Origin of the sequence: Pseudodesulfovibrio nedwellii, from assembly GCF_027923765.1 — a bacterium.
Classification (GTDB): Bacteria; Desulfobacterota; Desulfovibrionia; order Desulfovibrionales; family Desulfovibrionaceae; genus Pseudodesulfovibrio; species Pseudodesulfovibrio nedwellii.
This window is the reverse complement of sequence record NZ_AP026709.1, coordinates 2240958-2265881: the sequence shown is the minus strand read 5'-3', so window position 1 is coordinate 2265881 and position 24924 is coordinate 2240958. Positions and strand designations below refer to the sequence as shown.

The 24924-nt window shown below is 50.2% G+C and carries 27 protein-coding genes; 15 read left to right on the top strand and 12 right to left on the bottom strand.

All coding sequences use genetic code 11. From position 1 onward, the window contains the following. Positions 1–11 precede the first annotated feature (11 nt). Positions 12–470: a hypothetical protein gene (locus tag SYK_RS10655; protein WP_281760246.1), complete on the bottom strand. Its 459-nt coding sequence runs from the start codon at positions 468–470 to the stop codon at positions 12–14. 180 nt (positions 471–650) lie between these two features. Here SYK_RS10655 and SYK_RS10650 point away from each other — a divergent pair, with 180 nt between their 5' ends. The 3 genes from SYK_RS10650 to SYK_RS10640 are packed head-to-tail and all read left to right on the top strand — an operon-like array spanning position 651 to position 2487. Continuing rightward, positions 651–1073, top strand: a complete 423-nt coding sequence (locus SYK_RS10650) for a hypothetical protein (RefSeq protein ID WP_281760245.1) — start codon at positions 651–653, stop codon at positions 1071–1073. A 13-nt stretch (positions 1074–1086) separates the two neighbouring features. Then, positions 1087–1653 carry a hypothetical protein gene (locus tag SYK_RS10645; protein WP_281760244.1) on the top strand — a complete coding sequence of 189 codons (567 nt, stop codon included), beginning with the start codon at positions 1087–1089 and terminating at the stop codon, positions 1651–1653. A gap of 30 nt (positions 1654–1683) precedes the next feature. After that, positions 1684–2487 carry a nitroreductase family protein gene (locus SYK_RS10640; protein ID WP_281760243.1) on the top strand — a complete coding sequence of 268 codons (804 nt, stop codon included), beginning with the start codon at positions 1684–1686 and terminating at the stop codon, positions 2485–2487. Positions 2488–2545: 58 nt separating this feature from the next. On the opposite strand, the gene SYK_RS10635 is transcribed toward SYK_RS10640, so the two are convergent. From SYK_RS10635 to SYK_RS10625, 3 genes are all read right to left on the bottom strand, one after another. Continuing rightward, positions 2546–2887, bottom strand: coding sequence for a DsrE family protein (locus SYK_RS10635; RefSeq protein WP_281760242.1), 342 nt, complete (start codon positions 2885–2887; stop codon positions 2546–2548). Positions 2888–2912: 25 nt separating this feature from the next. Then, entirely contained in the window at positions 2913–3257 is a 345-nt protein-coding gene (locus SYK_RS10630) for a hypothetical protein (protein ID WP_281760241.1), read from the bottom strand. Positions 3258–3441: 184 nt separating this feature from the next. After that, positions 3442–3936, bottom strand: coding sequence for a 3D domain-containing protein (locus tag SYK_RS10625; RefSeq protein WP_281760240.1), 495 nt, complete (start codon positions 3934–3936; stop codon positions 3442–3444). Positions 3937–4315: 379 nt separating this feature from the next. On the opposite strand from SYK_RS10625, the gene SYK_RS10620 reads away from it, so the two are divergent. Together SYK_RS10620 and SYK_RS10615 are read left to right on the top strand one after the other, a co-directional pair. Beyond that, entirely contained in the window at positions 4316–5497 is a 1182-nt protein-coding gene (locus tag SYK_RS10620; RefSeq protein ID WP_281760239.1) for a hypothetical protein, read from the top strand. 120 nt (positions 5498–5617) lie between these two features. Continuing rightward, complete coding sequence (locus SYK_RS10615) at positions 5618–5965, top strand: Hpt domain-containing protein (protein ID WP_281760238.1); 348 nt, start codon at positions 5618–5620, stop codon at positions 5963–5965. A 74-nt stretch (positions 5966–6039) separates the two neighbouring features. Here SYK_RS10615 and SYK_RS10610 read toward each other — a convergent pair whose 3' ends face one another. Beyond that, on the bottom strand, positions 6040–6594 hold the full coding sequence (locus SYK_RS10610) for an OmpH family outer membrane protein (RefSeq protein WP_281760237.1): 555 nt from the start codon (positions 6592–6594) through the stop codon (positions 6040–6042). A gap of 315 nt (positions 6595–6909) precedes the next feature. On the opposite strand from SYK_RS10610, the gene SYK_RS10605 reads away from it, so the two are divergent. The 3 genes from SYK_RS10605 (at position 6910) to SYK_RS10595 (ending at position 10910) form a co-directional block, all read left to right on the top strand. Beyond that, entirely contained in the window at positions 6910–8526 is a 1617-nt protein-coding gene (locus SYK_RS10605) for a flagellar hook protein FlgE (protein ID WP_281760236.1), read from the top strand. 153 nt (positions 8527–8679) lie between these two features. Beyond that, positions 8680–10032 (top strand): tetratricopeptide repeat protein, encoded by a 1353-nt coding sequence (locus SYK_RS10600; RefSeq protein WP_281760235.1) that lies wholly within the window; start codon positions 8680–8682, stop codon positions 10030–10032. Positions 10033–10034: 2 nt separating this feature from the next. Further along, the gene (locus SYK_RS10595; RefSeq protein WP_281760234.1) at positions 10035–10910 is read left to right on the top strand and encodes a carbohydrate kinase family protein; all 876 of its coding nucleotides are present in this window, start codon (positions 10035–10037) and stop codon (positions 10908–10910) included. Here the strand turns inward: SYK_RS10595 and SYK_RS10590 are convergent. Further along, positions 10898–11221: a hypothetical protein gene (locus SYK_RS10590; protein ID WP_281760233.1), complete on the bottom strand. Its 324-nt coding sequence runs from the start codon at positions 11219–11221 to the stop codon at positions 10898–10900. The two genes, SYK_RS10595 and SYK_RS10590, sit on opposite strands and share 13 nt — an antisense overlap. Before the next feature lie 750 nt (positions 11222–11971). On the opposite strand from SYK_RS10590, the gene SYK_RS10585 reads away from it, so the two are divergent. Beyond that, positions 11972–12424, top strand: coding sequence for a YMGG-like glycine zipper-containing protein (locus SYK_RS10585; RefSeq protein WP_281760232.1), 453 nt, complete (start codon positions 11972–11974; stop codon positions 12422–12424). Positions 12425–12460: 36 nt separating this feature from the next. On the opposite strand, the gene SYK_RS10580 is transcribed toward SYK_RS10585, so the two are convergent. Then, positions 12461–12937: a DoxX family protein gene (locus SYK_RS10580; RefSeq protein WP_281760231.1), complete on the bottom strand. Its 477-nt coding sequence runs from the start codon at positions 12935–12937 to the stop codon at positions 12461–12463. A 298-nt stretch (positions 12938–13235) separates the two neighbouring features. Between SYK_RS10580 and SYK_RS10575 the strand changes: the two genes are divergently transcribed. After that, positions 13236–13844 (top strand): MerR family transcriptional regulator, encoded by a 609-nt coding sequence (locus tag SYK_RS10575; protein WP_281760230.1) that lies wholly within the window; start codon positions 13236–13238, stop codon positions 13842–13844. Positions 13845–13957: 113 nt separating this feature from the next. Next, positions 13958–15847 (top strand): molecular chaperone HtpG, encoded by a 1890-nt coding sequence (htpG, locus tag SYK_RS10570; protein WP_281760229.1) that lies wholly within the window; start codon positions 13958–13960, stop codon positions 15845–15847. A gap of 158 nt (positions 15848–16005) precedes the next feature. Here htpG and SYK_RS10565 read toward each other — a convergent pair whose 3' ends face one another. Next, entirely contained in the window at positions 16006–16233 is a 228-nt protein-coding gene (locus tag SYK_RS10565; RefSeq protein ID WP_281760228.1) for a flagellar biosynthesis anti-sigma factor FlgM, read from the bottom strand. 35 nt (positions 16234–16268) lie between these two features. On the opposite strand from SYK_RS10565, the gene SYK_RS10560 reads away from it, so the two are divergent. From SYK_RS10560 to SYK_RS10545, 4 genes are all read left to right on the top strand, one after another. Then, complete coding sequence (locus tag SYK_RS10560; RefSeq protein ID WP_281760227.1) at positions 16269–16439, top strand: hypothetical protein; 171 nt, start codon at positions 16269–16271, stop codon at positions 16437–16439. Positions 16440–16583: 144 nt separating this feature from the next. Beyond that, positions 16584–18263, top strand: coding sequence for a glycosyltransferase family protein (locus tag SYK_RS10555; protein ID WP_281760226.1), 1680 nt, complete (start codon positions 16584–16586; stop codon positions 18261–18263). Between the two features lie 250 nt (positions 18264–18513). Beyond that, entirely contained in the window at positions 18514–19704 is a 1191-nt protein-coding gene (locus SYK_RS10550) for a PhoH family protein (RefSeq protein ID WP_281760225.1), read from the top strand. 54 nt (positions 19705–19758) lie between these two features. Continuing rightward, complete coding sequence (locus SYK_RS10545) at positions 19759–20871, top strand: lytic transglycosylase domain-containing protein (RefSeq protein WP_281760224.1); 1113 nt, start codon at positions 19759–19761, stop codon at positions 20869–20871. Between the two features lie 46 nt (positions 20872–20917). Here SYK_RS10545 and SYK_RS10540 read toward each other — a convergent pair whose 3' ends face one another. The 4 genes from SYK_RS10540 to SYK_RS10525 all read right to left on the bottom strand — a co-directional run bounded on the left by SYK_RS10540 (position 20918) and on the right by SYK_RS10525 (position 24612). Further along, the gene (locus SYK_RS10540) at positions 20918–21184 is read right to left on the bottom strand and encodes a DUF3088 family protein (protein WP_285892316.1); all 267 of its coding nucleotides are present in this window, start codon (positions 21182–21184) and stop codon (positions 20918–20920) included. Between the two features lie 196 nt (positions 21185–21380). Then, positions 21381–22490 (bottom strand): alanine dehydrogenase, encoded by a 1110-nt coding sequence (gene ald / locus SYK_RS10535; protein ID WP_281760223.1) that lies wholly within the window; start codon positions 22488–22490, stop codon positions 21381–21383. A 52-nt stretch (positions 22491–22542) separates the two neighbouring features. After that, a complete protein-coding gene (locus SYK_RS10530; RefSeq protein ID WP_281760222.1) occupies positions 22543–23025 on the bottom strand; it encodes an Lrp/AsnC family transcriptional regulator in 483 nt (160 codons plus the stop codon). A gap of 147 nt (positions 23026–23172) precedes the next feature. Beyond that, positions 23173–24612: a HoxN/HupN/NixA family nickel/cobalt transporter gene (locus tag SYK_RS10525; RefSeq protein ID WP_281760221.1), complete on the bottom strand. Its 1440-nt coding sequence runs from the start codon at positions 24610–24612 to the stop codon at positions 23173–23175. Positions 24613–24924: the final 312 nt, after the last annotated feature.

The window sequence follows — 24924 nt, the reverse complement described above, 5'->3', positions numbered from 1 at the left end:
CGGGCTATGCGTTAGTCCAGAGTGCCTTCAAAGGTGTAGAAAAGGGCGCCGGTCTTTTCCTCGTTGTCAAAGGAGAGGTCGATGGAAAATTCCGGCCACATCCAGCCATAGCGAAATCCCACGCCTCTTCCTGGACCATATTTTTGCAAGAGCATGTCCTTGAGGAAAAATTGATTGACACGACCCTTGAAGGCTATTCCTACGCGGTAGAGTTTGTCTTTGCGGAAATAATAGGCAACTGAAATTATTTCGGCTTCACCGAATTTCAAATTCTCGTTTGGCCGGAAAAAGGTGTTGTTGAATCCTGCTTTTGCTACAGGAGCCATATCCGGCACATCAGCCAGCTGTGTGCCCCATTCAAGCCCTCGGAAGCTGGACGGCGGAGGCGCGGTCACGTAATCGGAGGCCGGAGCCGAAGTAGCCATGAACGACAGGATGAGCGTTAATGCAAGGATGTGATATGTTTTCATGGCCAATGCCTTTGCGTTTTTTTGTCACTGAAAGAGTGGCGTCTTACATTATGCATTGTACTGACTCTCAATGTAAAATCAAGATGGAGCATTGAGAAAACGGATGGTAAGTGAAGAAGACTGCACTGATTGTCAGTTGATTGTCTGCTATGGTAAAAATCGTCTATGAAGGAGAAAGTCATGAAGAAAAGCATTTCGATTGCCGTACTTCTCTGCATTTTATTCGTTTTGTTTGCTTGTTCGGGGCCGGCTGCCGACTCGGAACGGCTTGCCGCTGTCGAAGTTGAACTCAAAGCCTTGAAGCTTAAATCTGAAGCACGTGATACGGCCATCAGGGAAGAACTCGCCTTGGTGCGTAAGAATTTGGAAAATATTCAGGCATTGCTTGAAATTGACAAGAGCCGGGATGCAGTCTCGGAAGACGAGGAGTCCTCCTCCCCTTCCCTTGAACAGGAACTGGATGAAAAGGCAAAATCCTTTGTCAACGAGAACCTGGCTCGATTGATGGAATTGACCCGGAAGCTTCTGGATAATATGGAGCAGGAATTGGACGAACGGTTCAATGAAAAGACACAGACTCCGCCGCAAGGGGATGAAATCTGATGGAGACAAAATAATGTTATTATATATGAAATGGCTTCCTATTCTGTGCTTGATGCTCTTTTTGAACACAGGGTGCGCCAAGAATGAGGCCATTAAGCTCACCTACGCCTTGGCCGGGACTTCCGCCAGTTGTCAGGGAGATATCGTTGTCTTCAAGTTTGAGGACAAACGATCCATTTTGCGTTTGGGCAAGGACTCCGACAATAGTTCAATTTCTACAGTGTCCGACGTATCCGATTGGGTGGGCTGGGCGTTGTTTGATGAACTCAAGAGTTCCGGGTGCAATCCTAAGTACAGAACCTCCACGGTGATGCCCGGTGATGCCGTACTCGTGACCGGTGAGGTTTTGGCCGTGGAGTTGAACCAGACCGGAACGACCACCTATGCCGGAAAGGTTTCAGTTAAGATTATGGTCTCAAAGGCCGGTCAGACTGTGCATGTGGAAAAATACACCAGCGAAGTCGAAAATATAGTGGTTCCCGGATACGCTTCCGAATCCGACATATTGGCCGAAGCCTTGCGCGGTATCATGACCGAAGCTGTGCCGACCATTGCTGCCGTCGCGTCCTCTCCCATGTAGCCAGTATTATGTTTTTTAAAAGAGAGATTTATGTTCGTTGATAAAGACAAATGCAAACAGTGTAGGGCTTGTTTGGACGAGTGCCCTTTTGATCTGATTGTTGATGGCAAGGATGGATTCCCCAAGCTTCGTCTCGCTGCCAAAAAGACCTGTATTGATTGTGGGCACTGTGTTGCCGTGTGCCCTGTGGGCGCGGTCACGTTGCCAGAGATGCCGGTCTCGAATGGTTTGACTCCCGAAGCCTGCCTGTCCCTGCTTAAGGATCGTAAAATGTCGGCGGGACAGGCTGATCAATTTTTGCAAGGCCGCAGGTCTGTTCGTTCATACAAGGACAAAGTTGTCCCTGAGGATGTGTTGAATCATTTGTTTAAAGTGTCCCGATTCGCACCCAGTGCCAAGAATGGTCAGCCCGCCCGTTGGATCATAACGCGAAATCCGCTGGCTACACGTCGTCTTGCCGGGTTGACCGTGGAATATATGGCGACGCATTCTGTTTTTCCCGGTGTGGTCAAGAATTGGGAAAAGGGGTTCGATAAGATATTGCACGGTGCACCGCATGTGGCTGTTGCCCATGCCCCCGAAGATGGTTTCAATCCTGCCGAGGATTGTTCTCTTTCGGCTGCCTATCTTGAATTGGCAGCCCATGCTCACGGTATAGGGGCGTGTTGGGCCGGGTTCCTCATGGAAGTGGCAGAAGGATGTTGTGCCATTCGTGAGATGCTCGGTATTCCTGAAGGCCATGGTGTCTATGCCGCTCTTATGCTTGGCTACCCCAAATATCGCTATAAACGTATTCCTGCCCGTCGGGATGTCGAGGTTTCCTGGCTGGACTAGGGGGGGGTGACGGGCATCAAAATTCTATGGGATTTTGAGCATGGGGTATAGTGGATTTTTATGGCTTGATGTAGACAAACCCTTTGCGTTGCAAATCAACGAGTTCAAGCAGTCCCGCAGGAACAATGTGGCACACGGGGTTGAGCCATTCCGATTTTAGGTTGAAGTGGATCATTGCATTGTTGCAAACGCGTATATTCAAGCCCTTTTCGTGGAGTTTTTTTAGGTCCGGGGAAAACGAACTTTCTTTACCCATCAGCTTGATTCCGGGGCCATTTACGACCAAGACAGCTTTGAAGTTTTCTTTTGGCAATCCGGTGTAGTAGTTCTTTATATTGCTGATGGTTATGTTGAGTTCATCAATTCCTTTGTCAAAATGAAAAACGATATCATAGTACATTTTTTGCCTTTTTAGTCTGATATATTTATTGCTTATGATAGAATAAGGTTGCCAGTTCTTTGTTCGCCTGTAACATTTTCAAAATAAGTTTATCATGAAAGCGCATTCTCATAAAACCTCTTATGAGCAAATACCCTCCCCCCAGAAATAAAAGGGTGGCACCGACAAGGACAAATGTTAGCAAAATAACATTTATTTTATCTTTGGAATGAGCAGAAAGTGCAATGAGAAATGATATTATGGTCAATGTAAAGGCGCAAACAGCCACGCCTGATCTGAGAGTCGTGTGAGCTGTCCGTTTTTCAGCCAGCAGGAGCATGATCTTTTGAAATTCCAACGTGGTGAATCCTGTCTTTTCGCTTTGTTCCATTTCATTCTTCCATATTGCCGTTTTCTTTGAAATTAATGAATTGATATTATGGGGTACGTTCATCCTCTTCGTTAATGACGAAGCTGAGATGAGTTTTTTTTAAGCATAGCAAAAGAATTCGCCAAAAACAAAACCCTTGGAAGCATATGCTTCCAAGGGTTTTGTTTTTGTTATTTCAACTGAACTAGATTTCCAGCAGAGCTGCCTTGATATTCTTTTTACCAAAGTTTCTGGCCTGGCCTTCATCCCACATGAAGATGTCGATGCGTTGGGTGAAGCGTTTGTTCATGAGGTCGTTGATTTCAAATATACCGTAACCTTCGATACGAACCTTGCGGCCGAATACCCAGCCTTGGTCGAAGAGGTCGCGGGAAACGGCAATGGTGCCGGAACGTACTTTGCGCATGGATGCCGCGATGAGCGGATCGGCGTCACACTGGTCAGTGGTCGGATTGTAAGCGGTAACTGTGACCGTGCGGACCGGCGACATATTCATGGCTTTTTGAAGAAGACGGGCTTCTTCAACAAGCTGTTTGCGCGCAATGGCGGTCTTTTGAGCCAAAGTGAGCCTGTGGCTGAGATCGTCGATGCGTTGTTGTTTGACGACAACAACCACAGCCATGACTGTAATGACCGCACACAGGGTCGCAGTGATGACGTAGTTGAGTAATATTTTCATGTATAGGTGTCTCCCGTTATTTTTTAACTTGGTGCATATAATGACCGGGCCAGCCCTTGTCAACGAATAATTTCTTTTTTGCAAATTTTGAACAGCTTTGTCATAAATATTTGAATTAATTTGTATAAAAAGCAAATTGACTCGTTGATCAATTGTGGATTCTTTTGCAGGTTGTGGTAATTCCATGGCTTTTTGAAGGACGGATTCTTGTCATTATCCAGTACAGCCAATATAGATTGACATGTTTAATATATTATGTCCTAATTTGTGCCGTTGATCTAACGAATGCAAGGATTATGGCGGTTTGACGCAATTCAGAATGCTTCCGGTCCGATGTGGGGACGCGTATTTACTTCGGAGTTCTCGGGGTGTTTATCTCGTGGACGGTGGTTCTCTTTCAGGTTTTTTGCCAGAGATGCTTCATGAACGCATAGTGGGCAAAATTCGTGCTGCCGTGTGCACATCTCCGAGCCCGGAGCGATTGGGCGGTATTCTTGATCTCATGGAAGAGGGGTACAAAGTCTCGGAATATTGGCTCCCGGATTGGGTGGGGACCATGCCTCTGCTTGCTCGTGGTTTCAATAATGACTGGCCAGGGTGGTTCGACCTGTGCGGCTGGTCGGTTCCCGAAGATGTGAATTTTGTTGGGTACTCATTACATTCGACATCGGATGGGGAATGGCTCAAGAGTGCCGCCATACTTGTCGCATTGGGAGTGGCCGCCTGCTTCGGGCGTACCGCCATGGGCGGAAGTGCGAAGAATGTGTTGAATACGTCGTTGGAAGTTCTCTCAGAGCAGGTTGCCGGAAGGGTGGTCGGTGCGCCTGGGGGCGTTGGACAGGTTTTGCGTGTTCTGGGACGAGGCTTCCGAGATTGGGGAGGTGTGGAAGAGGTTGTCCTCTTGTGCGGACGTTTGTTGCACCATGAAGCCGACGCCATGCCTGGGGACGGCTACAGGGGACGGAAGTCCGCAGCCAAGGGTATAGCCCTGGCTGTTATGACCATGGCGTTGACGGCGAGCATCGACGGGAATGTTCGTTATTTCAAGCAGACTGGCCAGCTTGAGGAACATCTTGTCCCTCGACACCCTTTCAAAATGGTCAATGGTGTGGAAGTTAAATTTTGGGAGGGAGTGCCGCAAATTGTCACCCCTGAAATTTTGTTGTCGGCGGCGTATCGTCCCTTTTGTAAAGGCAAAGGGCTGGTGTTGCGCTATGGAGATGCTTCCTGTGGCGCTCTTTTTTGTGGAGATACGACACTTTCTTTTTTGAACAAGCACCGTTCGTTGCTGCTTGACCAACCCACGGTGGTCGCTGCTCCCAGACAGGGAGGGGCTTCTGCGGACCAGGCTTATAAGTATATTCTGTCGGTCAATCCAGAGAATAATGTTTGGGTTCGGTCTCATTATTCGTACGCCTGTAAGGTTTCAGATGCTTTCAAGAAACGTCCCAACAAAATATGCCTGAACAATTGTGCGCATCGAACAGTACAAGAAGTACTTTTGTCCTTTTCGGACGGGCGATGGGATTGGCTCGCCGGAGGCGGTTGCGTGTGCGGCTAGCAGGTGTCGTATTCCTTTCTCGGCTATTTTGTTTTTATCTCAAGGTGTGATATTTCTTTTATTCCTTTATTCAAAATGATACCTGAAACGTCGGAATTCTCTCACGTATGGAGTAGATCTATGGCTCAGAGTTTATTCGACAAGGATGCTTTTTTGGCAAGTTTGGCCGATGATGAAGAATTGGCATGCGAGCTGATAGGTGCTTTTTTGGAAGACTGTCCGCTAAGAATGCAATCCCTTCTTGAAGCGTTGGATGCGAATGACGCTGTCACGACTTCGAAAATGGCACATTCGCTCAAGGGCATGTGCGGCGTGGTTCGTACAGATGCTTTGTCCGAGCTTGCCTTTGATATGGAATTGGCTGCTCGTGAAGGAAAACTGGATTCAGTGCGTGTGATGCTTGCAACTTTTGTTAGTCTTTTGAAGCAGGTATATATCTTATTGAGAGAGTTTAAGGCTGATAGATAAAGACTTTTGTTGAAGAAAAAACAGAAGGCCTGTCCACAGCGTGGACAGGCCTTTATTCTTGAATGAGAGTTTTCTTATTCAGCGGGTTTGGTCTCTTCAGCCTTAACTTCTTCCGGGGCGACTGTTTCGGCCTTGGCTTCTTCTGGTGCGGCCGGAGCTTCGGGTTTGGTGAAGTCAACGGTCACGCCGTCCATGGCAGCAACAATGTCGCTGGTGATGTCGACAGTATCGCTGGAAGCGATGACGGACTGCTTGCTCAGGATGACTTCCAGGCCTTTTTCGGCGCGGTAAGCTTCCAATGCATTGCTGAATTCTTTTTCCACCAAGCCGACAACGCGTTGCTGCTCAGTGCCCATGGTGTTCTGCAATTCGCCCATGGCCAGTTTGTACGCTGCCACGGTTTCTTCGCTCTGGTTTTCCTGCATGGCTTTGTAAGCGGTTTCAGCCTTGGTCTGCAACGGCGTACCAACTTCCTTGAGGTATGCCATGGCGCCTTGAGCGACCTTGTTGTCTTTGAAGGCGGCTGCTTCGTCTACGACGCCGATCTTGACCGAGGTTTCCTGCTGGTTGCAGGCCATCAGGCCGAGGCAGAGGGTTGCAGCCAGAAGCAGGGTAATCATCCGTTTCATATTCTTTGTCTCCATTGTTTGGTTGATGTCACTCTTTTATAAAGTCGAGCTAGACTACGCGGGAGGCGTGTGGGTGGCAAGGGGAAACATGGTTGGCTCGGGTTCTTCTTTTGTGTGTAGGTAATTCAGGGAAATATGGGGCAGGGGAACGATATGCCTACTCCTTTTCATGGCTTTCGCGTTGAAATAACAACTGAATTCATATGGCATACACCTTGCTCATTCCTCTGGAGAGAAGGAATCGGGAATTTTTTTCCGGGAATGGGTCTCCTGGAGGTTCCCACCATATTCGGCAGAGACCGGATTGGAGGAAGTATGAGTTTTAGTAGTATGTATGTTGGGGCTACCGGGGTGGTCGCCCACAATGCCAGTATGCAGGTGGTGGCCAACAACCTCGCCAACGTTAGTACCACTGGCTATAAACGAGCAGACGTTCAGTTCGGGACGCTCATGAGTCAGCAGCTCGGAACGAGTGGTTCTCAGAACCAATCGGGCAGTTATGCCATGAGCCAAATAGGCAAGGGTGTAGGGGTGTCCGAAATCAGGACTATCTTCAAACCTGGGGCGTTGGAGAACACCGATACGTCCACAGATCTTGCCATTTCCGGGCAGGGGTTCTTTGGCGTACGCAACGTGAACGGTGCGACTGCCGGGGCCTCAAATTATACCCGTGCCGGAGCATTTCGTTTTAATAATGAAGCTTATCTTGTGAATGCTCATGATTACCGTCTGCAAGGGTATGCCATTGATCGCGAAACAGGCGAAGTGGCAGCAGGTGTTTCCGACATACAGCTTCCATATGAAGATGTCATAGTGGACGGGGAACCAGCTCGTCTAGTTCGTTCCGAACCGCTTGCAACGTCATCTGTGGAAATGGTTACGAACCTGAATCATTCCGCTGCCGATCTTTTTACCGATTCCAACAATCCGATGTTTTCCATGCTTCAGGCGTACAATACCACTCAGAGTAATGCCTCCACTCCATTCGGTGGAGATTTGCCTGAGTATTCTTCAAGTATCACCGTATATGATGAAGAAGGTGGCGGGCACGAAATGACGGTTTATTTTGACCCCGTCAGTGCCAACAATCTTTCGAACGCCGTGCCGGGATACAGCTATTGGGAATATCTTGTGGCGATGCCTTCCGAGTCTGACGGTTCCAGTGCCTATGGCACCTCTTCCGCAGGGTTAGCCGGTGTCGGAGTCCTAACTTTCAATGATCAGGGCATACTGGTGGGACAGGCCGCTTATTCTTTGGACCCAACTGTTGCGAGCGGCGGCACGAGTCTTGGGGCGTGGACACCCAGTACGTTTAGTGAAGATGGATTGCCTCAGGTGACATACACGTTTGGGAGTAATGGTGGAGCCGTTGGGCAAAGTCGGACAATTTCTTATGATTTCGGCATTAATTCTGACAATTCCACATGGCTTTCCGGCGCAGGATCTCCCGCGTCCGTGGGAACAGACGTGGGCAACCTTGCCCAAATGGGTGAGATGAATCGTGACGCACGCGTCTCCACCAGTTATGATTCACCGTCTTCCACCATGTATCATATTCAGAACGGATACAGTTGGGGATATCTTCGAAACGTCAGCGTTGATGACGAGGGATTCTTGACCGGTCATTTTAGCAATAATCAGAGTGAGGCCTTGTATCAGGTCGCCATGTATCGGTTTAACAGTCCGTGGGGCCTGGATCGTTCCGGGTCAACTAATTTTACGGCTACACAGGATTCAGGGGCGGCCATGGCGGGCGTTGCCAAGGACGGTGGCCGTGGGACAATCTCAGGAAATACTCTTGAGGGAAGTAATGTGGATATGGCCCAGGAATTTGCCAACATGATTCTCACTCAGCGAGGATTTCAGGCTAATACCAAGGTTATTTCTACCAGTGATTCCATGCTAAACACACTTATCAGCGTTAAACGATAATTCTGTATGACATACGGTCTTTGAGACGCTGTCCGGTTTGGTCCGGGCAGCGTCTTTTGTGTTTCATGTGTGTGGTCATATTCTGTGCCTGCCTTGAATTCCCTGTGCAAACGGGATAGTGGAACCGTGTGTTAGCCAACCAAGGAGTTATCCGTGACCGAGCAGAATGAATACCGAAGCAGTGAAGCGATTTTGGAAGCTATAGGCATAGTGGAGAAGGATGCCCCGGGTGGGGCCGAAGCTTTGTTCATGGCAGCCATGTTGGCTGATTCGCCGCTCCCCTATGATTACGCCCTGTCCATGGACGGGACCCCTCATAATCCCGCGCTGATTAATCCGGCAGCGGCCTTTTTTGCAGCTACGGCATTGATTGACCCACTTGTGACGTATGAGCTGATCGATGTGGACGCGGACAATCAGATTTTTGCGCTCAAGCAAGATGTTCGGACTGAACTTCGGGCTTCCATGAATGAAGAACAGACGTTGGATTGGGCGGGACGAGCCATCTATGGTCTTAATCTTGCCCTGCCAGACGCAGAACCACAGAATTGGCCCACGGTGCAGTGGCTTATGCCACATATTCAAGCCTGTCGGGATCTTGTGAGCGAGCTTGGTGTGAATACCGCCGCTGCCAACAGAGTTTTGCATCAGACGGGTTTTTCGCTCTATCATCAACAACAGTACGCAGAGGCCGTCGAGTTCTTGGAAGCGGCCATGGCGGTGGATGTGGCTCTGAAGGGCGGGCAGCATCCCGATATTGTGGCCGATCTCGAAGGACTGGCAACAGTCTATTGGGCCGCTGATGATTTTGATCGGGCCGAAGCGACATTTATGGCCTGTCTTGAGTTGCAAAAAGAAATTTTTACCGAGGGCAATGTCGCGACCGCGCCGATTCTCAACAGCTTAGGCGTGATTCGTCAGGCTCGTGGGTGTTTTGATGAAGCCAAGGCCACGTTTGAAGAGTGCCTGACCGTATTACGTGCTACGCAGGGTGAAGGTCATCCTGCCACGGCGTCCTGTCTTTCAAATATGGCCCTGCTGTACGAGGCCATGGATCAACCGGAACAGGCTTTGGAATTGGCAGAGCAGGGGCTTGTTATCAACCGTAGGCTCTACGGCGACCATCACCCGGAAGTGGCCGGAGATCATAACACGGTAGCCTTGCTGTATGATCGACTTGGCAACGCGGCGAAAGCCGAGGAACATTTCAAGACGAGTCTTGCCATTCGTGAGCAGGTTTACGGCCCGGATCATCCGGAAACGGCGCAGGCCATGTGCAATATGGGATTACTGCTTGATTCTGTCGGTCGGGTGGAAGAATCCTTCGATTATTTTGATAATGGGTTGGCTGCCTATGAATACGCACTCGGACCGAGTCATCCGCTTATGGAACCTGCGTTGAATAATTTTATCGCCCTTTTGGAAAAGCTCGTTATTTCCGGTCAGGGTGAATTACGCGCCAGAGCCGAGGCCCGGTTACAGAAGATCGTGGAGAGGGCAGGATAACCATGGAGCCTGTTTTCGCTGTCGGTTTGGGTGAGATCCTTTGGGATGTGTTGCCCTATAAACGGATGCTTGGCGGTGCGCCTGCCAACTTTGCCTATCATATGAATGGTCTCGGTGGGGCAGGGGTTCCTGTTTCCTGCGTGGGGGATGATAAACTAGGCCGTGAGGCATTGTCGCTTTTGGCTGCTCGTGGGGTGAACATTGATGGTGTAAGTATTGATCCTGTACATCCTACCGGTACAGTAAATGCGAAAATTGATAGGCATGGTGTGGCAACCTATGCTTTTCCCGATGATGTAGCGTGGGATTTTTTGTCGTTGAACGATACTGCCATTGCGTTGGCAGCCAAGGCCGGCGCAGTGTGTTTCGGTACATTGGCTCAAAGGTCTGAAACTTCTAGACGGGCGATTCATCAATTTCTTGGTGCTGCTTCCAGAGCGCTTAGGGTGTATGATATTAATTTACGACAGAGTTTTTATACGCCTGAGGTCATTGGTCGGTCTCTTGATGTAGCCGATGTGTTGAAGATCAATGATGACGAACTTGTCATGGTACGAAAGATGTTGTCGTTGCCTGTTGGCGAGCGGGAAGCTCTGGAAGCACTCATGCTGAGACATTCCCTCAAGTTGGCGGTGTTGACCCGTGGAGACAAGGGCAGTTTGATCATGTCGCCTGATGAAATTTCTGATTTGCCGGGGGTTCCTGTTGAGGTCGTTGATACGATTGGAGCGGGGGATTCGTTTACTGCTGCTATGGTGCTTGCGTATCTTGATGGGCAGTCGCTTGATGAGATTAATGAGTATGCCACCAAGGTGGCGGCGTACGTTTGTGGATGTTCAGGGGCTATGCCTGAGATACCTGACTCCTATAAGTTGTGATGAAGCAGTCGGGGGTAAACCCCGACGGGAAATAAGAAGTAAGGATGGCCGCTTTCATGCGGCCTTTCTTTTGAAAATGCGCCTTCGGCGAGAGTCATTTTTGGGTGCTGAAGCACCCAACGCTTTCCATGCCCTGCGCGGGCGGCGGATCTTTTTGGCTGAGCCGCCCCAAAAAGAACCAAAAAACTCGGCTCACGAGCTTGGCCGCCCCCATGATCGGCGGTAAGAATCTGATCCAATCGAGTCGGCTCCACCCTGTCAAAAGCATAAGTCCTTCCTCTCCCTTTATCCTTCAGTTTAAGACAAATCATCTAATCCCCTTACGAGAGCCGTCGCCTTCGATTGGTCAGCTTCTAAGCCGCCGATCAAGGGCTGGGTCCCGTCTTCGTCTGGTTGGGAAGGGAAGAAATTGTCTTTGGAGAAAGAGCGGTGTTGGGGTGTTGGAACACCCCAAGGCCCTTTATGGTGAGCGAAGAGCGGATTAGATTTTCGTTTGGTTGGTAAAAAGAAAGTACCTTTGAAAGAAAAACAGCATTGAAAAGTTAACATCTCAAAATTATTGATGGCTATCGAAGAACCTAGAATCAAAAATGAACACCTACAACGAGAAATCCCTTACAACGACGAGCAATTGATAGCGAACATTAGAGCCTGTCCTGTTCTGTGTCACAGACAATCCTGTCGGGCAGTGGAGCCGTGTACAGGCTCTTGGGTCCGTTATCAGGGGCACAACGAAGAAGGCGTTTTTTGCCTCCTTTTTTTCGCCTCAAAAAAAGCAGGTCGCCGTAAAGGCGAAACCTTTGAAACAATGTCGTTTGCATCCTCATTGCGAAGCACACAACGCCCACCAAAAAAGATGCCCCTCTTTCTCAAAGAGAACAATTTTTGCGTCCCTGTCCACAATTTGCGCTCACAGGATTTTTCAAAAATTCTAAATATTCAATGATTTCAAAGTATTTAAAACGGTACACTCCTTGCTCATATCCAACAAAACAGTATGAGAGAAAGCCGCCTGCAAGGCCTACACTCTGCCCTCGGTGGCAAAAAATGAGGAGATACCCATGAGAATTTTAATAGTCCTGACCCTGATGATAGCGTTGTTGACAGGCTGTAAGACAACCACCGCGCAAAATGCCGCGACACTCGGCACACTCGCTGGAGCCACATTGGGCGCGTTAACATTTAATAACAAGGTTTCCGGTGCGGCCATTGGTGCTGGAACAGGGCTGTTGGTTGGTTATATAGTTGGTAATGAAATGGAAAAGTATGATGACTATGATGAACGGCAGATCACAAATACTTTGGAAACCATGCCTTCTGGTCAGACTTCGCAGTGGACCAACCCGGATACACGTATGCACCACCAAGCCATTCCTCAGCCGCCCCGCCGGTATAATGACGGACGCATTGAGCGGGATGTGACACTGAGAGCGCGTATGCCAGATGGCAAGATGGAAACCGTTTATGCCAAGGCGTACAGACAGCCTGATGGCACATGGCAGTTGGTGCAGTAAGTTGGAGTTGAAAAGGCCGTTATCAAGCGGCCTTTTTTATGCGCTTTTGGAAAAAGATCGTAACAGTAGACGAGGGATATTGGTTTCGACTGTACGTTGCCAATACATGATTGCACAGGCTGAAAGCATGGCGCCATCACGAATGAAAGCTTCAAGCGGTCCAACCGGGTCGTTGTCCGTGGCGCGCGGCGTGCCGAAACACCCGCAGTCCGCGTCCAGTCCGAGATGCAGGGCATACAGAAGTACGACCATGAACCCCAACAACTGTGCCACAACCAAAATCAACGCTCCTCTGATGTTCAGGATCAGCCCCAATCCACTGATAATCTCGATGCACGGGATAATATATGACAATGCCGTGGACATACGCCACGTGACCAGCCCGTAGAGGTTGATGGTCATGGCAAAATCATAAGGATTCGAGAGCTTGAGGACTCCAGCGTAGAGAAATAATCCACCAATGATCAACCTGAGCGACAGGTAAGCAGCTTGAGATGTGAAAAACGATTTCATGTTTAGTGCGTTCCTTTGGTGAGGCAAAACGTGAGACGACCGCACGACCATAAAGAGATATTCCATTGAGCGCAAACCGCACCATGCATACATTCCTGGCGGCATGCTTTTTTCTATGTCGAGGAATCTATTAAAAGTCTAGAAAAAATCAAGAATATCAACCACAACCATTGGGTGAGATTGTGTTCTGCTGTAAAAATTCTTTAATATGAAGTGGATGGAAATGTTTTTCACTTGTGGTAAGCTTTATTATTATGTACTCCAATGAAGAACAACAAGGTCTTTAAGGGAGTGTGACATGACTGGCAAGAAAGTGCTTTCCGTGGCCGAGATCGCCCGCGAGTTGGAGCTGCCCGAGTCCACGGTGCATTATTGGAAGAATCGGTTCGCTCAGCATTTGCCTTCTGTAGGGCGTGGGCGCCAGAAGCGGTTCAAGCCCGAAGCCATAGAGATTTTCGGGACTATCTCTCGTTTGCTCAAAGAAGGGCATACAGCCCGCGATGTCATGGATCAGTTATCTCATAATTATCCACTTCAGGCCGATGCCATGCCTGTGCCGAGCGGTGGTGAAACTCCGGCGGTGGTGTCAGTCAACGCCATGGAACCTGCCATGAAAATGGCCGCCGCCATTGGTCTTGAAATTGCTAAATCCGTGGGAGAGGGTATCCGTTCTGTCCTTGATCAGGGCGGCGGAGAACCGCCGGATGTGTCCGATATCCGCAGTGGACTGGAAGAAGCGGCCGGGCGCATTACAAATACTATGGAAGAGACCGAAGCCCTCAAAAGTGAGAACCAGGAACTCAAGGAAAAACTCGCTGTTATGGAGGCGGAAATGGTCCGGCTTAGAAAGGACCGCCGTGAAATGGAAAAGTACCTTCTTGACAAGATAAAATCAGTATCTACCTAGTCCCTGTTCAGGGGCGTTATTTCCCGAACACACACATTTTACAGCAAGTCCCGCCGGGTGAGTCCTGTTGCTCACTCGGCGGGCGTTCATATCATTTGATTGGAGGAACACTCATGGGTCGAAAAACTACGCACAAATTCAAGGCTGAGGTCAGCCAACTTCTCGAAATTCTGGTTCATTCCCTTTATACCAATAAAGAAATTTTCCTGCGCGAATTGATTTCCAACGCATCTGACGCATTGGAAAAAGTCCGTTTCAAGGCGCAGTCCGACAGTGGCGAACCTGAGATTGCTCCGGAAATTCGTATCACCGCCGATGAAGATGCCAAGACACTGACCATCACGGATACCGGTATCGGTATGACGCGTGATGAGTTGATGCGCAATATTGGTACTATCGCCCATTCCGGCACTGCCGAGTTGGCCCGTCTGGCCGAGGAAGGCAAGGAGTCTCTTGATTCCCTGATTGGTCGTTTCGGTGTTGGGTTCTATTCCGTGTATATGGTTGCTGACGAAGTGACCGTCACCACTCGTTCTATCGAGCCGGATGCCAAAGCCATTGCTTGGACCTCTGATGGTCGGACCGACTACAAGTTGCAGGAATTGGACGAAGATCGTCCGCACGGCACAGAGATCACCGTCTTCCTCAAGGAAGACATGGCCTCGCAGTTTACCAACGAAGCGCATCTCAAACATGTCGTTAATACGCATTCCAACTTCATCAACTTCCCTATTTTTGTGGGCGAGGATCGTGTTAACACCATTCAGGCTCTTTGGCGCGAACCGAAGTTTCAGATCAAGCCGGAGCAGTATGCCGAGTTCTACAAGTTCCTCACCTTTGATTCCGAGGACCCGTTTGACACTTTGCATACGACGGTTGATGCGCCGGTTCAGTTCAATGCTTTGATGTTCATTCCCAATGAAGGCGGCGACCCGTTCGGCATGGGCCGTGAGAATCGTGGACTCGACCTGTATGTGCGTCGTGTGCTTATCGAAAAGCAGAACAAAGATTTGCTCCCGGAATACCTCGCCTTCGTCAAGGGAGTGGTAGACACTGAAGACCTGCCGTTGAATATTTCTCGTGAAACATTGCAGGACAACATTCTCATGCGCAAGATCAGCTCCACGCTGGTCAAGCAGGTATTGAATCATCTCGACAAGATGGCCAAGGACAATGCTGACCGTTATGCTGAGTTCTGGAATGCCCATGGAGAGCTGTTCAAGGCCGGTTACATGGATTTCCTGAACAAGGACAAGTTCGGCAATCTCGTCCGTTTCAATTCTTCCGCTTCCGAAGATGACAAGGGACTGTCCTCGTTCGCCGAGTACATCACCCGCGCCAAGGAAGAACAGAAGGAAATTTACTACGCATATGGTCCCAGTCGTGAAGCTTTGGGGCTGTCGCCACACCTTGAAGTTTTCCGTAAGAAAGGAATTGAGGTCCTGTACCTCTATGAACCAATCGACGAGTTCGTAATGGACTCTCTGCGTGACTTTGATGGGTACACACTCGTTTCCGCTGAGCACGCCGATGTATCTAAGCTCGACCAGTTCGAATCTCTGGAAAAGGAAGACAAGCCCGAAGCATTGTCCGACGATCAGCAGTCCACGCTCGACAAGTTGCTTGTTCGCATTAAGGACGTGCTGGGCGATGGTGTGACCGAGGTCAAGGCCTCTACTCGCCTGTCGGATTCTCCGGTTTGCCTGGCCAATCCTGACGGTAATGTGACCTCGTCCATGGATAAGATTATGCGCGTCATGAGCAAGGATTCCTCCATTCCCCAAAAGGTGCTGGAGATTAACCCTGATCACGCGCTTGTTCGCAATATGCTGACCATCTTCAAGAAGGACGAGAACGATTCGTTCATCGATCAGGCTGCCAACCAGCTCTTCGAGTCCGCTTTATTGCTTGAAGGCTATCTCACTGATCCTCACGCCCTTGTGGGTCGCGTGCAGGACCTGTTGACCAAGTCCAGCGGATGGTACGTGGATTCCAATAAATAGACGAAAGTCGTGTCCGGCCGAAATGGTCGGAGTCTGTATATCATTTGACCCGAGTCGCTGTATGCGATTCGGGTCTTTTTTGTGTGCAACAAAGGGGGGGGCTCTCAACACAAACGGCCCGGAATGAAAACATTCCGGGCCGTTTGTGTTGGAGTGGACTACAGTGTCGGGTCCATGGCCGACGTGAGCAGCTTGGCGATATCCATGACATCCGGCTCGTATTCCCCGGCGTTAACCTTGGCTTTGAGGCGGGCGATCTTTAGGGCGCGTTCATCAGGGCTATCCCGGTGGGGACGGTCAGATTCGATTGCGTCAAAGTCGTCGAAGACCTGCTCGGTCTCTATATTGGCCACGCGGCAGGCGCGGCTTTCATTATAACCCTTCATTAACCCCTCCCTGGGTTATTGAAGTCAGTGGGAGGATGTCTCACGTCCTCCCCAAGTTCTCCCTTCATCCCGTTGCGACAGCCTCTGGCCACGTCCCTGCGGCCATATTCTCTCGTAACCTGTGGAATGACTGCTATGCGTATCTGGCAATCAGATTTTCATTCGCAGTTGAACCTCTTATCGGTCAGGACGCTGAGAATGCTTAGGGGGAATCCATGCTTTTTCACGATTAATTATTTTCTGTAAAATCAGCATATTGTGTTTTTGTGAGTAAAGGCTAAAATCGTGGAAAATCCCGGCCGGCAATGGTTCTCGGACGATGTGCTTGATAAAGGATGCCCATGACAAATGTGCATAAAACAGTATATACGTCGGTCATGGCCGCTGACATTCGTACCCTGTGCCTTATCGATGGGCAGCTTGAACTTGAGAAGGCCTTTATTCGGGCCGGTTTGGATGTTTTTGCCATTCATACGCCTCAAAATCCTTTTTTTGATCTTCCCACAGCCTTGGAACGTGCCGGAAAATCTCCCGATCTGATATTACAGGTAGAGCGTATGGCCTCACGGACCATTCTCACCGGTTTGGATCAGGTAGATGCTCCTGTCATGTTCTGGTGTATTGATCCTCATCTCAATGCACATTGGCACAGCGTATACGCTCGGTTGTTCGATGTGGTGTGCTCGACGCAAAAGGCGTGGATTGACAAGCTCAGCCAATGCGGTGCGCCGGATGTTCGCTGGTTGCCGTGGTACGGCCATCAGGAGCCGTTTGTCGACTGGAAGGAACGAGAACATAGCCTGACTTTTGTCGGACGAGTGACTGATCAGCGTCCGACCCGGAAGTGGATGGTTGAATTTTTGCGGGACAAAACCGCTGGAAGTCCCCTGACTCTTCGAGAGGGATTAGCTTTTTCTGAGATGATGGCATTGTACCGTGCCAGTCGTATTATCCCTAACGAATCCATTTTTGGCGAAGTTAATTTTCGTTTGTTTGAAGGTGCGTCCTGCGGATGCTTGGTTCTTGGTCAGGATATAGGGGAGCAGGTAGAGCTATTTGAGCCGGGACGGGAGATCGATACCTATTCGCATGTTATTGAACTGGGCGAAAAACTGTCCAAGTATCAGGCCAACCCTCGTCTTGCCGGGGCCATGGGGCGTGCCGCTCATGCGCGGATCAAGGCAGAACATCTTCCTGATCATCGGGCGGTGCGTATTCTCGAATTCGCTGCGGACGCAGGACGAAATCGGGTTACAGGGCGTGAGGCCGACAAGTGGACCGCACTTGCAGCGTGTGCATTGGCCGAGGCCGGATTGGTGGACATAGCACATGCAGACTTGCTGTCCCGTCTTGCTTCCGTGTCACAGGATGCGGATGTGGTGAGCATGGCTCTCCGAGTTCAGGCCATGGCGGGTGTTGATTCCGTCCTTGAGCAAAATGTGATGGCCTTGTTGACGAGTCCTGTCCCCGGAGATGCCTCGAAATTGAATCAGACAGCATCGATGGTGGCTTTGCGGTTGAAGAATTTTGATGCGGCCAAGGCATTTTGGTACCGGCATCTGGAGGCCAAGGGTATTGAGTTGGCTCCTCCTGAATCACCCAAAGAATTATTGACCTTGTGGGCAAAGGACTTAGCCCGGCGTGGGTGTGTGGCCCGACAGGGATTCTCTTTTGATATGGCCCGACATTTGCCGGGATCAGCGGCAGAATGTCTGCTGACCATTTTGGAGGATGAGCCGAATGATTTGCCCACTCTTCGACTTTTGGATTCTATGCTTCGACCATTACCCGGACTGGAGCAATCGCGTGTGGGATTCCTTTCCATTCTGACTTTGTTTAAGCGCGATGATTGGCGTCTTGCCCTTGAGATCGGGTTGGCGAATCTTGCTTCCTATCGTTTGGATTCCGGCCTCGAAGAATTACGTCTGGGTCTGAGTCTTGCCACGCAGCAGGGGCAGGAGGCTGCCTTCATGCGTGTCCTGAAAAATCGGGATTCTTCCGGGTTGATCATTCCATTGTTGAATCATTGATACTTTCGCGTTTTTTTTGCGTGCTTGTTGAATGATCTTGATATCATCGGATCGTCACGTTTCCGTCATGCTTTCCCTTCTGGCATAAGGCAATTTGCGTCTAGACTTTTTCTTAAAAACTCGTCATGATTCAGTATCGAAATAGGAAAAGAATGGAGGTGCAGATGAAATTGATTCGCTGATTCCCGGCCTCGGGTACAAGGCGTGGTGAAGCCCTAGAATCAACTTTCAAACCCACGGACGGGGGATTATGGCCCAAAAGCAGTTTGTCCTCGATACCAACGTCCTTATTGAAAACCCCAAATGCATCACCGCCCTGAGAAACGGGGTGGAAAACCAGATATACATTCCATACACCGTCCTTGCCGAGCTGGACGGACTCAAGAAAGACCCGCGCATAGGGCATATCGTGTCCCAAGCCGTGCGCGCGATCCTCCACGACGATGACGTCAATATCTTCCCCCCCGATTTTGCAGACACGCTCACTGATCCTGTGATGGATGATCGTATCCTCAAGGAGATTCTGCATGTGGGGCCGCAAGATGCCACGCTCATCACCAATGACCGTATTCTTCAAATCAAGGCCAAGTGCTATGGTATTCCCAGTGAGGAATATCGTGATTCCGATCCGTTCCGGTCCGAATCACAAAAGTACACGGGTTTTGTGAGTGAAGAAGAGGAGCCTGTTCGCAATTGTTTCAAATGGGAAAACGGTACTCCGGTTTTTTATGGCCCGGACGGCCCCAAGGAGATTGGATATTCCCATGAAATATGGGGAGTGAAACCTCGTTCGATTTATCAGAATCTTGCTCTGGAGCTGATGCTTCAGGAGGGGATTGATCTTGTGTCCATTCAGTCCGAAGCGGGATACGGTAAGACTTTTCTGTCGCTGGCGGCTGCCTTGTATCTCATGTTGGAGCGCAAGGATAATCCTTACCGAAAGATTTATTTGGTCAAGCCGGTCGTGGAAATTGGTGCCAAGATGGGCTATTTGCCGGGAGACATTGAAGAGAAGATGTTGCCATATGTGAAGTATGTGCAGGATTTGCTCATTAAGCTTCATGATATCAGGCCTGCCAACCGTATCTTTCAGGATCCTGCTGTGGATTCGTTGAAGTTCAACCCCAAGAAATTCGAGGTCCAGCCCGTTGCTTTCCTGCGTGGCATGAACATCGAAAATGCAGTGGTTATCGTGGATGAGATGCAGAATCTGTCTCGTGGCGAAACCCGTGCCTTGCTTACTCGTATGGGTGATGGGGTTAAATGCATCTGTCTTGGCGATACAAGACAGGTGGACAATCCATATCTCAATGAATCGAATAACGGACTCAACTGGACAGTACGCAAGCTCAAAGGGTATAAGAATTATGCTCATATGGTCCTCAAGGGTGACCGCTCTCGTGGTCCCATTACGGACATCGTGCTGAAATCAAAACTGTAATATATCTTCCCGCGCCGGGTGTAGAACTCGGCGTGGGTCTCATGGAGTTTAATTGTGCCCATAAGGCGTGGTCATATTCCGCTTTTGGCGGTTTTTTTGCTGTTCTTTTTGACGGCGTCAGGGTTTGCTCAGTCGCCAGCCCTTACCGAACCCATGAAAGTCGCCGCTTTCCCCTCATTGGAATCGGCCATTCGTATCCGTGGGCCGCTTGAATTTTGTGGTGAATACGTTCCTGTTCATTTGCCTGAGGTGCGAGAGCGACTGGAAAAAGAACTGTTGCTCATGCTCTGGGATCGTGCGCAGGTCATTCTTTGGCTCAAGCGGACAGGACGGTATTTCCCGCATATTGAAGTCGTGCTCAAGGGATCAAATATGCCCGATGATCTCAAGTATATCGCGGTCATCGAGAGTGCTCTCAAGCCCCATGCCGGTTCAAACAAAGGGGCGCGTGGTATTTGGCAGTTTATCCCGTCTACAGCGCGGAACTACGGACTTGTCGTGAATTATTCTATAGATGAGCGGCGGAATTTTTATTCGGCCACCAAGGCTGCCGTTCGGTATATGAATGAGTTACATGACATGTTTGGCTCATGGACACTCGGGTGTGCCGGGTACAATATGGGTGAGCAAGGGTTGAAAAAGCGGATCGAGAAGCAGGAGGTCAAGGATTACTACCGGCTTCATCTGCCCCGTGAAACGCAACGGTATATTCCTCGCGCCATTGCTGCCAAGCTCATTTTGTCCGATCCAGCCCGCTATGGATTTGATTTGCGACCTGGTGATTATTATTCGCCAAAGCAGTTTGATCGTATCAAGCTCAAGGCCAAATATGCGACTCCGGTTACTCTCGTAGCCAAGGCCGCTAAGACATATTATAAAAATATTCGAGATTTGAACCCGCAATTGCTGTCCGATACCATCCCAAGAGGCGATCATATTCTCTATTTGCCGCAAGGAGCGGCAGGAGATTTTGCCAAGCGGTATCATCCTCTTATCGCCAAGTACCGGAAAACCCTCAAGCCCAAGACCTATGTGGTCAAACGGGGGGATTCCTTGACGGCGATAGCCCGGAAACACCGAATGAGTCTTTGGCAGCTTTGCAAGCTGAACAAGCTCTCAACCAAGTCCACGATCAGGCCGGGGCAAAAGCTTTCCGTGAGCAAATAAGCCGTTTGAAGTGATTTTGATGTCACCTCATTGGCGATAAGCTGTGTTAGTCGTGCGCCGGGCGGCTGATGCCGTTGTTGCGGGCCAGATATTCGATGATGATTTTGTCGTCGGTGATGAAGGTGTGCGGTCCATATTGTTGGATCGGCAGCCCTTTTGCTTTGGTCGGATCTGCCAGAATCAGGCAGGGGCATTCCTGATTTTTTTCACCGAGAAATGTGATGATTGAGGCTCTGGGACGTACGAATTCGATGGTTTTGACATCAAGTTCTTCCCGCAATTGAGGAAAGTAGCCAAGCAATCCTTCCAGGATTGCACATTCCGGTCAGAACAACGGGCCGTCCATACCATTCATGAAGCTGGCGGGCAGAGTGAAGAGGATGTCTTTTTTCATTGGGAACTCCTTGTCGGCGCACCATATCCGAGCCTGTTGCAAAGCGCAAAAAAAGGCCCCGATCAATTGATCGGGGCCTTTGCTTTTCTTGAATGATGTCGAGTTTGGAGCCATGCTATATGCCGAGAGCTTCTTCGGGAGTCTGGGACTCCATGCCAAAGGCTTCGCCGACAGCGGGACAGGTCAATTTGCCCTTGTAAGTGTTCAGGCCGAGAGCCAGGCCCGGATCGTCCTTGAGGGCATCAACGCCCTTGGCGGCCAGACGCAGGGCGTACGGCGTGGTCTGGTTGACCAATGCGAAGGTGGAGGTGCGGGGAACTGCGCCGGGCATATTCGCTACGCCGTAGTGAACCACGCCGTCAACGATGTATGTGGGATCGTCGTGCGTGGTGGCTTTGATGGTCTCTACGCAGCCACCCTGATCAACGGCGACGTCAACGATGACGGAACCTTTTTTCATGAGCGAAAGCATGTCGCGGGTGATGAGGTTCGGAGCCTTTGCGCCGGGAATGAGCACCGCGCCGACAACAAGGTCAGCCTTGGTGATCATCTGACGGATATTCGGCTCGGTGGACATCATGGTGGTGATGCGGCCCTGGAATACTTCGTCCAGATACTGGAGACGCTGGTGGGAAAGATCGAGGATGGTTACGCGAGCGCCCATGCCCATGGCAATGCGAGCCGCGTTAGTGCCGACCACGCCGCCACCGATAACCATGACTTCTGCCGGATATACGCCGGGAACGCCGCCGAGGAGAATTCCTTCGCCGCCCTGAGTCTTTTCAAGGTGGTGTGCGCCGACCTGTGTTGCCATACGGCCAGCCACTTCGGACATGGGGGTAAGCAGTGGCAGGGTGTGGTCCGGGGATTCAACTGTTTCGTAGGCGATGCCGGTGGTGCCGGATTCCAGCAGAGCGTGAGTCAGGGACTCGGCAGCAGCCAGATGCAGGTAGGTGAACAGGATAAGACCTTTGCGGAGATACTTGAATTCAGAATCCAGCGGTTCTTTGACCTTGATGACCATTTCCGCGCCCCATGCTTCCTCGGCGGAGACCATGGCGGCACCTGCGGTCTCGTATTCAGCATCGGTCAGGCCACTGCCAAGACCGGCTCCAGCTTCGACGAGCACCTTGTTGCCGTGACGTACCAGAGATTCCACGGCCCCGGGGGTCATGGAAACGCGATTCTCAAGTGTTTTGATTTCCTTGGGGATACCGATAATCATTTTTTCTCTCTCTCCTTTGAAAAAACGGTCCTGCCGTACCCGGCAGAAGGGGTTATTTATTGAATCTGTCGACAACAGCGTCGGGCAGTAACAGCCACTTGCGCTTGGATTTCATGACGACAAAGGATTCGCTGGAATTGACACCGCCGACTTTGGATAGGTCCTGATCAAGAAAGTCGTACAGGTCGCTCATTTCATCCGTGCAGATAATTTCGACAATGATGTCGTAACGGCCGGTGACTACTGCGCACCAGTTGACGCGTGGTAGGGAGCCGATTTGCTCCAGTTTTTCACCGAGTTGTTCATGGCTGTGCAGTGTGATGCCCACCATGGCCACGGTCAGCCCTTTGGCTTCCATGGGGTTTATCAGGCCGGCAACCTTGAGTGCTCCAGCCGTTATAAGATTTTTCATGCGAGATCGCACTGTCGGCGCTGTTACGCCCATGCCCTGACCAATTTTTCCCGGTGACAGCTGGCCATCGTGGGTCAGCGCAGCCACCAGTTTCTTGTCTTGTATGTCGAGAGTACTTTTCATATCAATTTTGTCGGATATTTTCTTTTTCGAAAACTTGGTGAAGCTTTTTTATCTAAAAGTGAAAAATGTTGTCAATATTTTTTTTTGGAAGGAAGGTCACAAAAAAATCGCTGTTGCGGGAGTAGAGAAGCGTGGGAGATATCGTCGTTACAGACTGCCGAAGAATAGGGCCGAGCCGAATAGGGCGATCGTACCGGCTCCGCAGATGGATAAACCCGCGTAGAGCAGGTTGAAAACTTTTCTGTTTTTGCCGGAGAGTTTGAGAGTGGCGGACCGGGCTGTTACAGCGACCCAAGCGAATAAAGTGGTGGTTAATCCCATGCCAGCCGCCATGCAGATCAAGGCGAGCATGCCGATCCAGAAAATATTCAACCCGATGGCAAAGGCAAGAATTACGGCTGCGCCCGGGCATGGCACGAGGCCTGTGATAAAGGAGACGGACAGAATGGATTTGAGATCGCCGCCTTTTGGTTCGTTGTGACTGTGACCACATGATGGGTCCGCGAGCATGCCGCCCTTGAGGATGTCACGAATTGCCTTGATCAGCAGGAAAAGCCCCATGAGTGCAAGGAGTGCATAGCTGGCTGGTTGCAGGGCGCGACTGGCGGCAGCGAAGCCTCCCATACCAGAGGAAAAGATTAGATAGGCCGCACCGACGGCCACGGCTGCGGAACCCATATGGACAAACGTAATGGCATTTCCCATCAGCGCACCGTTCATCAGGGACCCCGGGTTGCTCAGAAAATATGAGCAGACAACTGCTTTGCCATGGCCGGGACCTATGGCGTGGACAATGCCGTACAGGAATGAAAGGCCGAGGAACATCCACAGGGCAGGCCCGAAGGGGTTGCCCTTGAGCTGCATGCCGAATCCGTTGAGTCTTTGCGTCAGTTGTTTTTGCGTGGAGCGAACCAGTGTCATCAGTTGTTCGATGGGACCGGGCCCTTCGATTTCTTCAAACTGAGCGGCTTCTGGCGCTGGTGCAGTGGAAGGGGAGTTGGAGATCGACAGGTGGACGGCTTCTGGAACGATGAATTTCCAGTATGTATAATCTTTTGCCGGTCTGACGGTGTGGCTGACCTGAGCCATGCCGTCTATCTCGAAAGAGATGTTATCTTTGACCAGCACGACGTCCGAATAATATTCTTCGTCGAACACGGCCATACGAAAATTCTTGATGTGTTCAAAGGGCAGGTTCAGCGGAACGAGAAAGTCGTAGACTAGGCGACCGTTTTCCAACGAAGCGCGGAACCCTTCTGTTTTGGAAACGGGTATGCGTTTTCCTTCGGATTCAATGAGCGTGAAGTATCCGAAGTTCACGAGGTAGGCAAAGGCTCCATCCCGGATTTTTTCCTGGCCGAGAGTCGTCGGCAGACTGTTTGCATCAAGGCCCAGATCACTCAGAATGGCCTGGGTGAAAATTTCGTCGAAAAGCCAATATTCACGGACACCTGTCAGGCCCGAGTCATCCACGAAAAAGGTCAACGACGCATCCACGAATACGTGAGGATGGCAACGGCCTTGGCTCGGTGTCAAAAGGGGCGTGAGCATGACCAACAGACATATGGTGTATAATTTTTTAAGCATATCGAATGGCCCGTAAATAAAGGAGGGGGTGAGAGATGGCAAGACCGATTTGTATTTCTACAGAATAGAAGGTTTTTCTTATCGGTTTCCTGTCTTGTGAGGAATCGATTGTTATTGGTTGTTTTGAATTTCCGTTACATTTCACGTGCCTTGGCGGACTTCTTCTGATTTTGTTGAGAAAATTTGAATAATCATTCAGCGATTTATAGAGAACGGCATGATTCGCACATACGGGCCAAGTCTTTATTATAACACGGATGACAGCCAGCCCCGAGTTATGTAAGAGTGGTTGTTGATGGAAGAGTCCCTAGG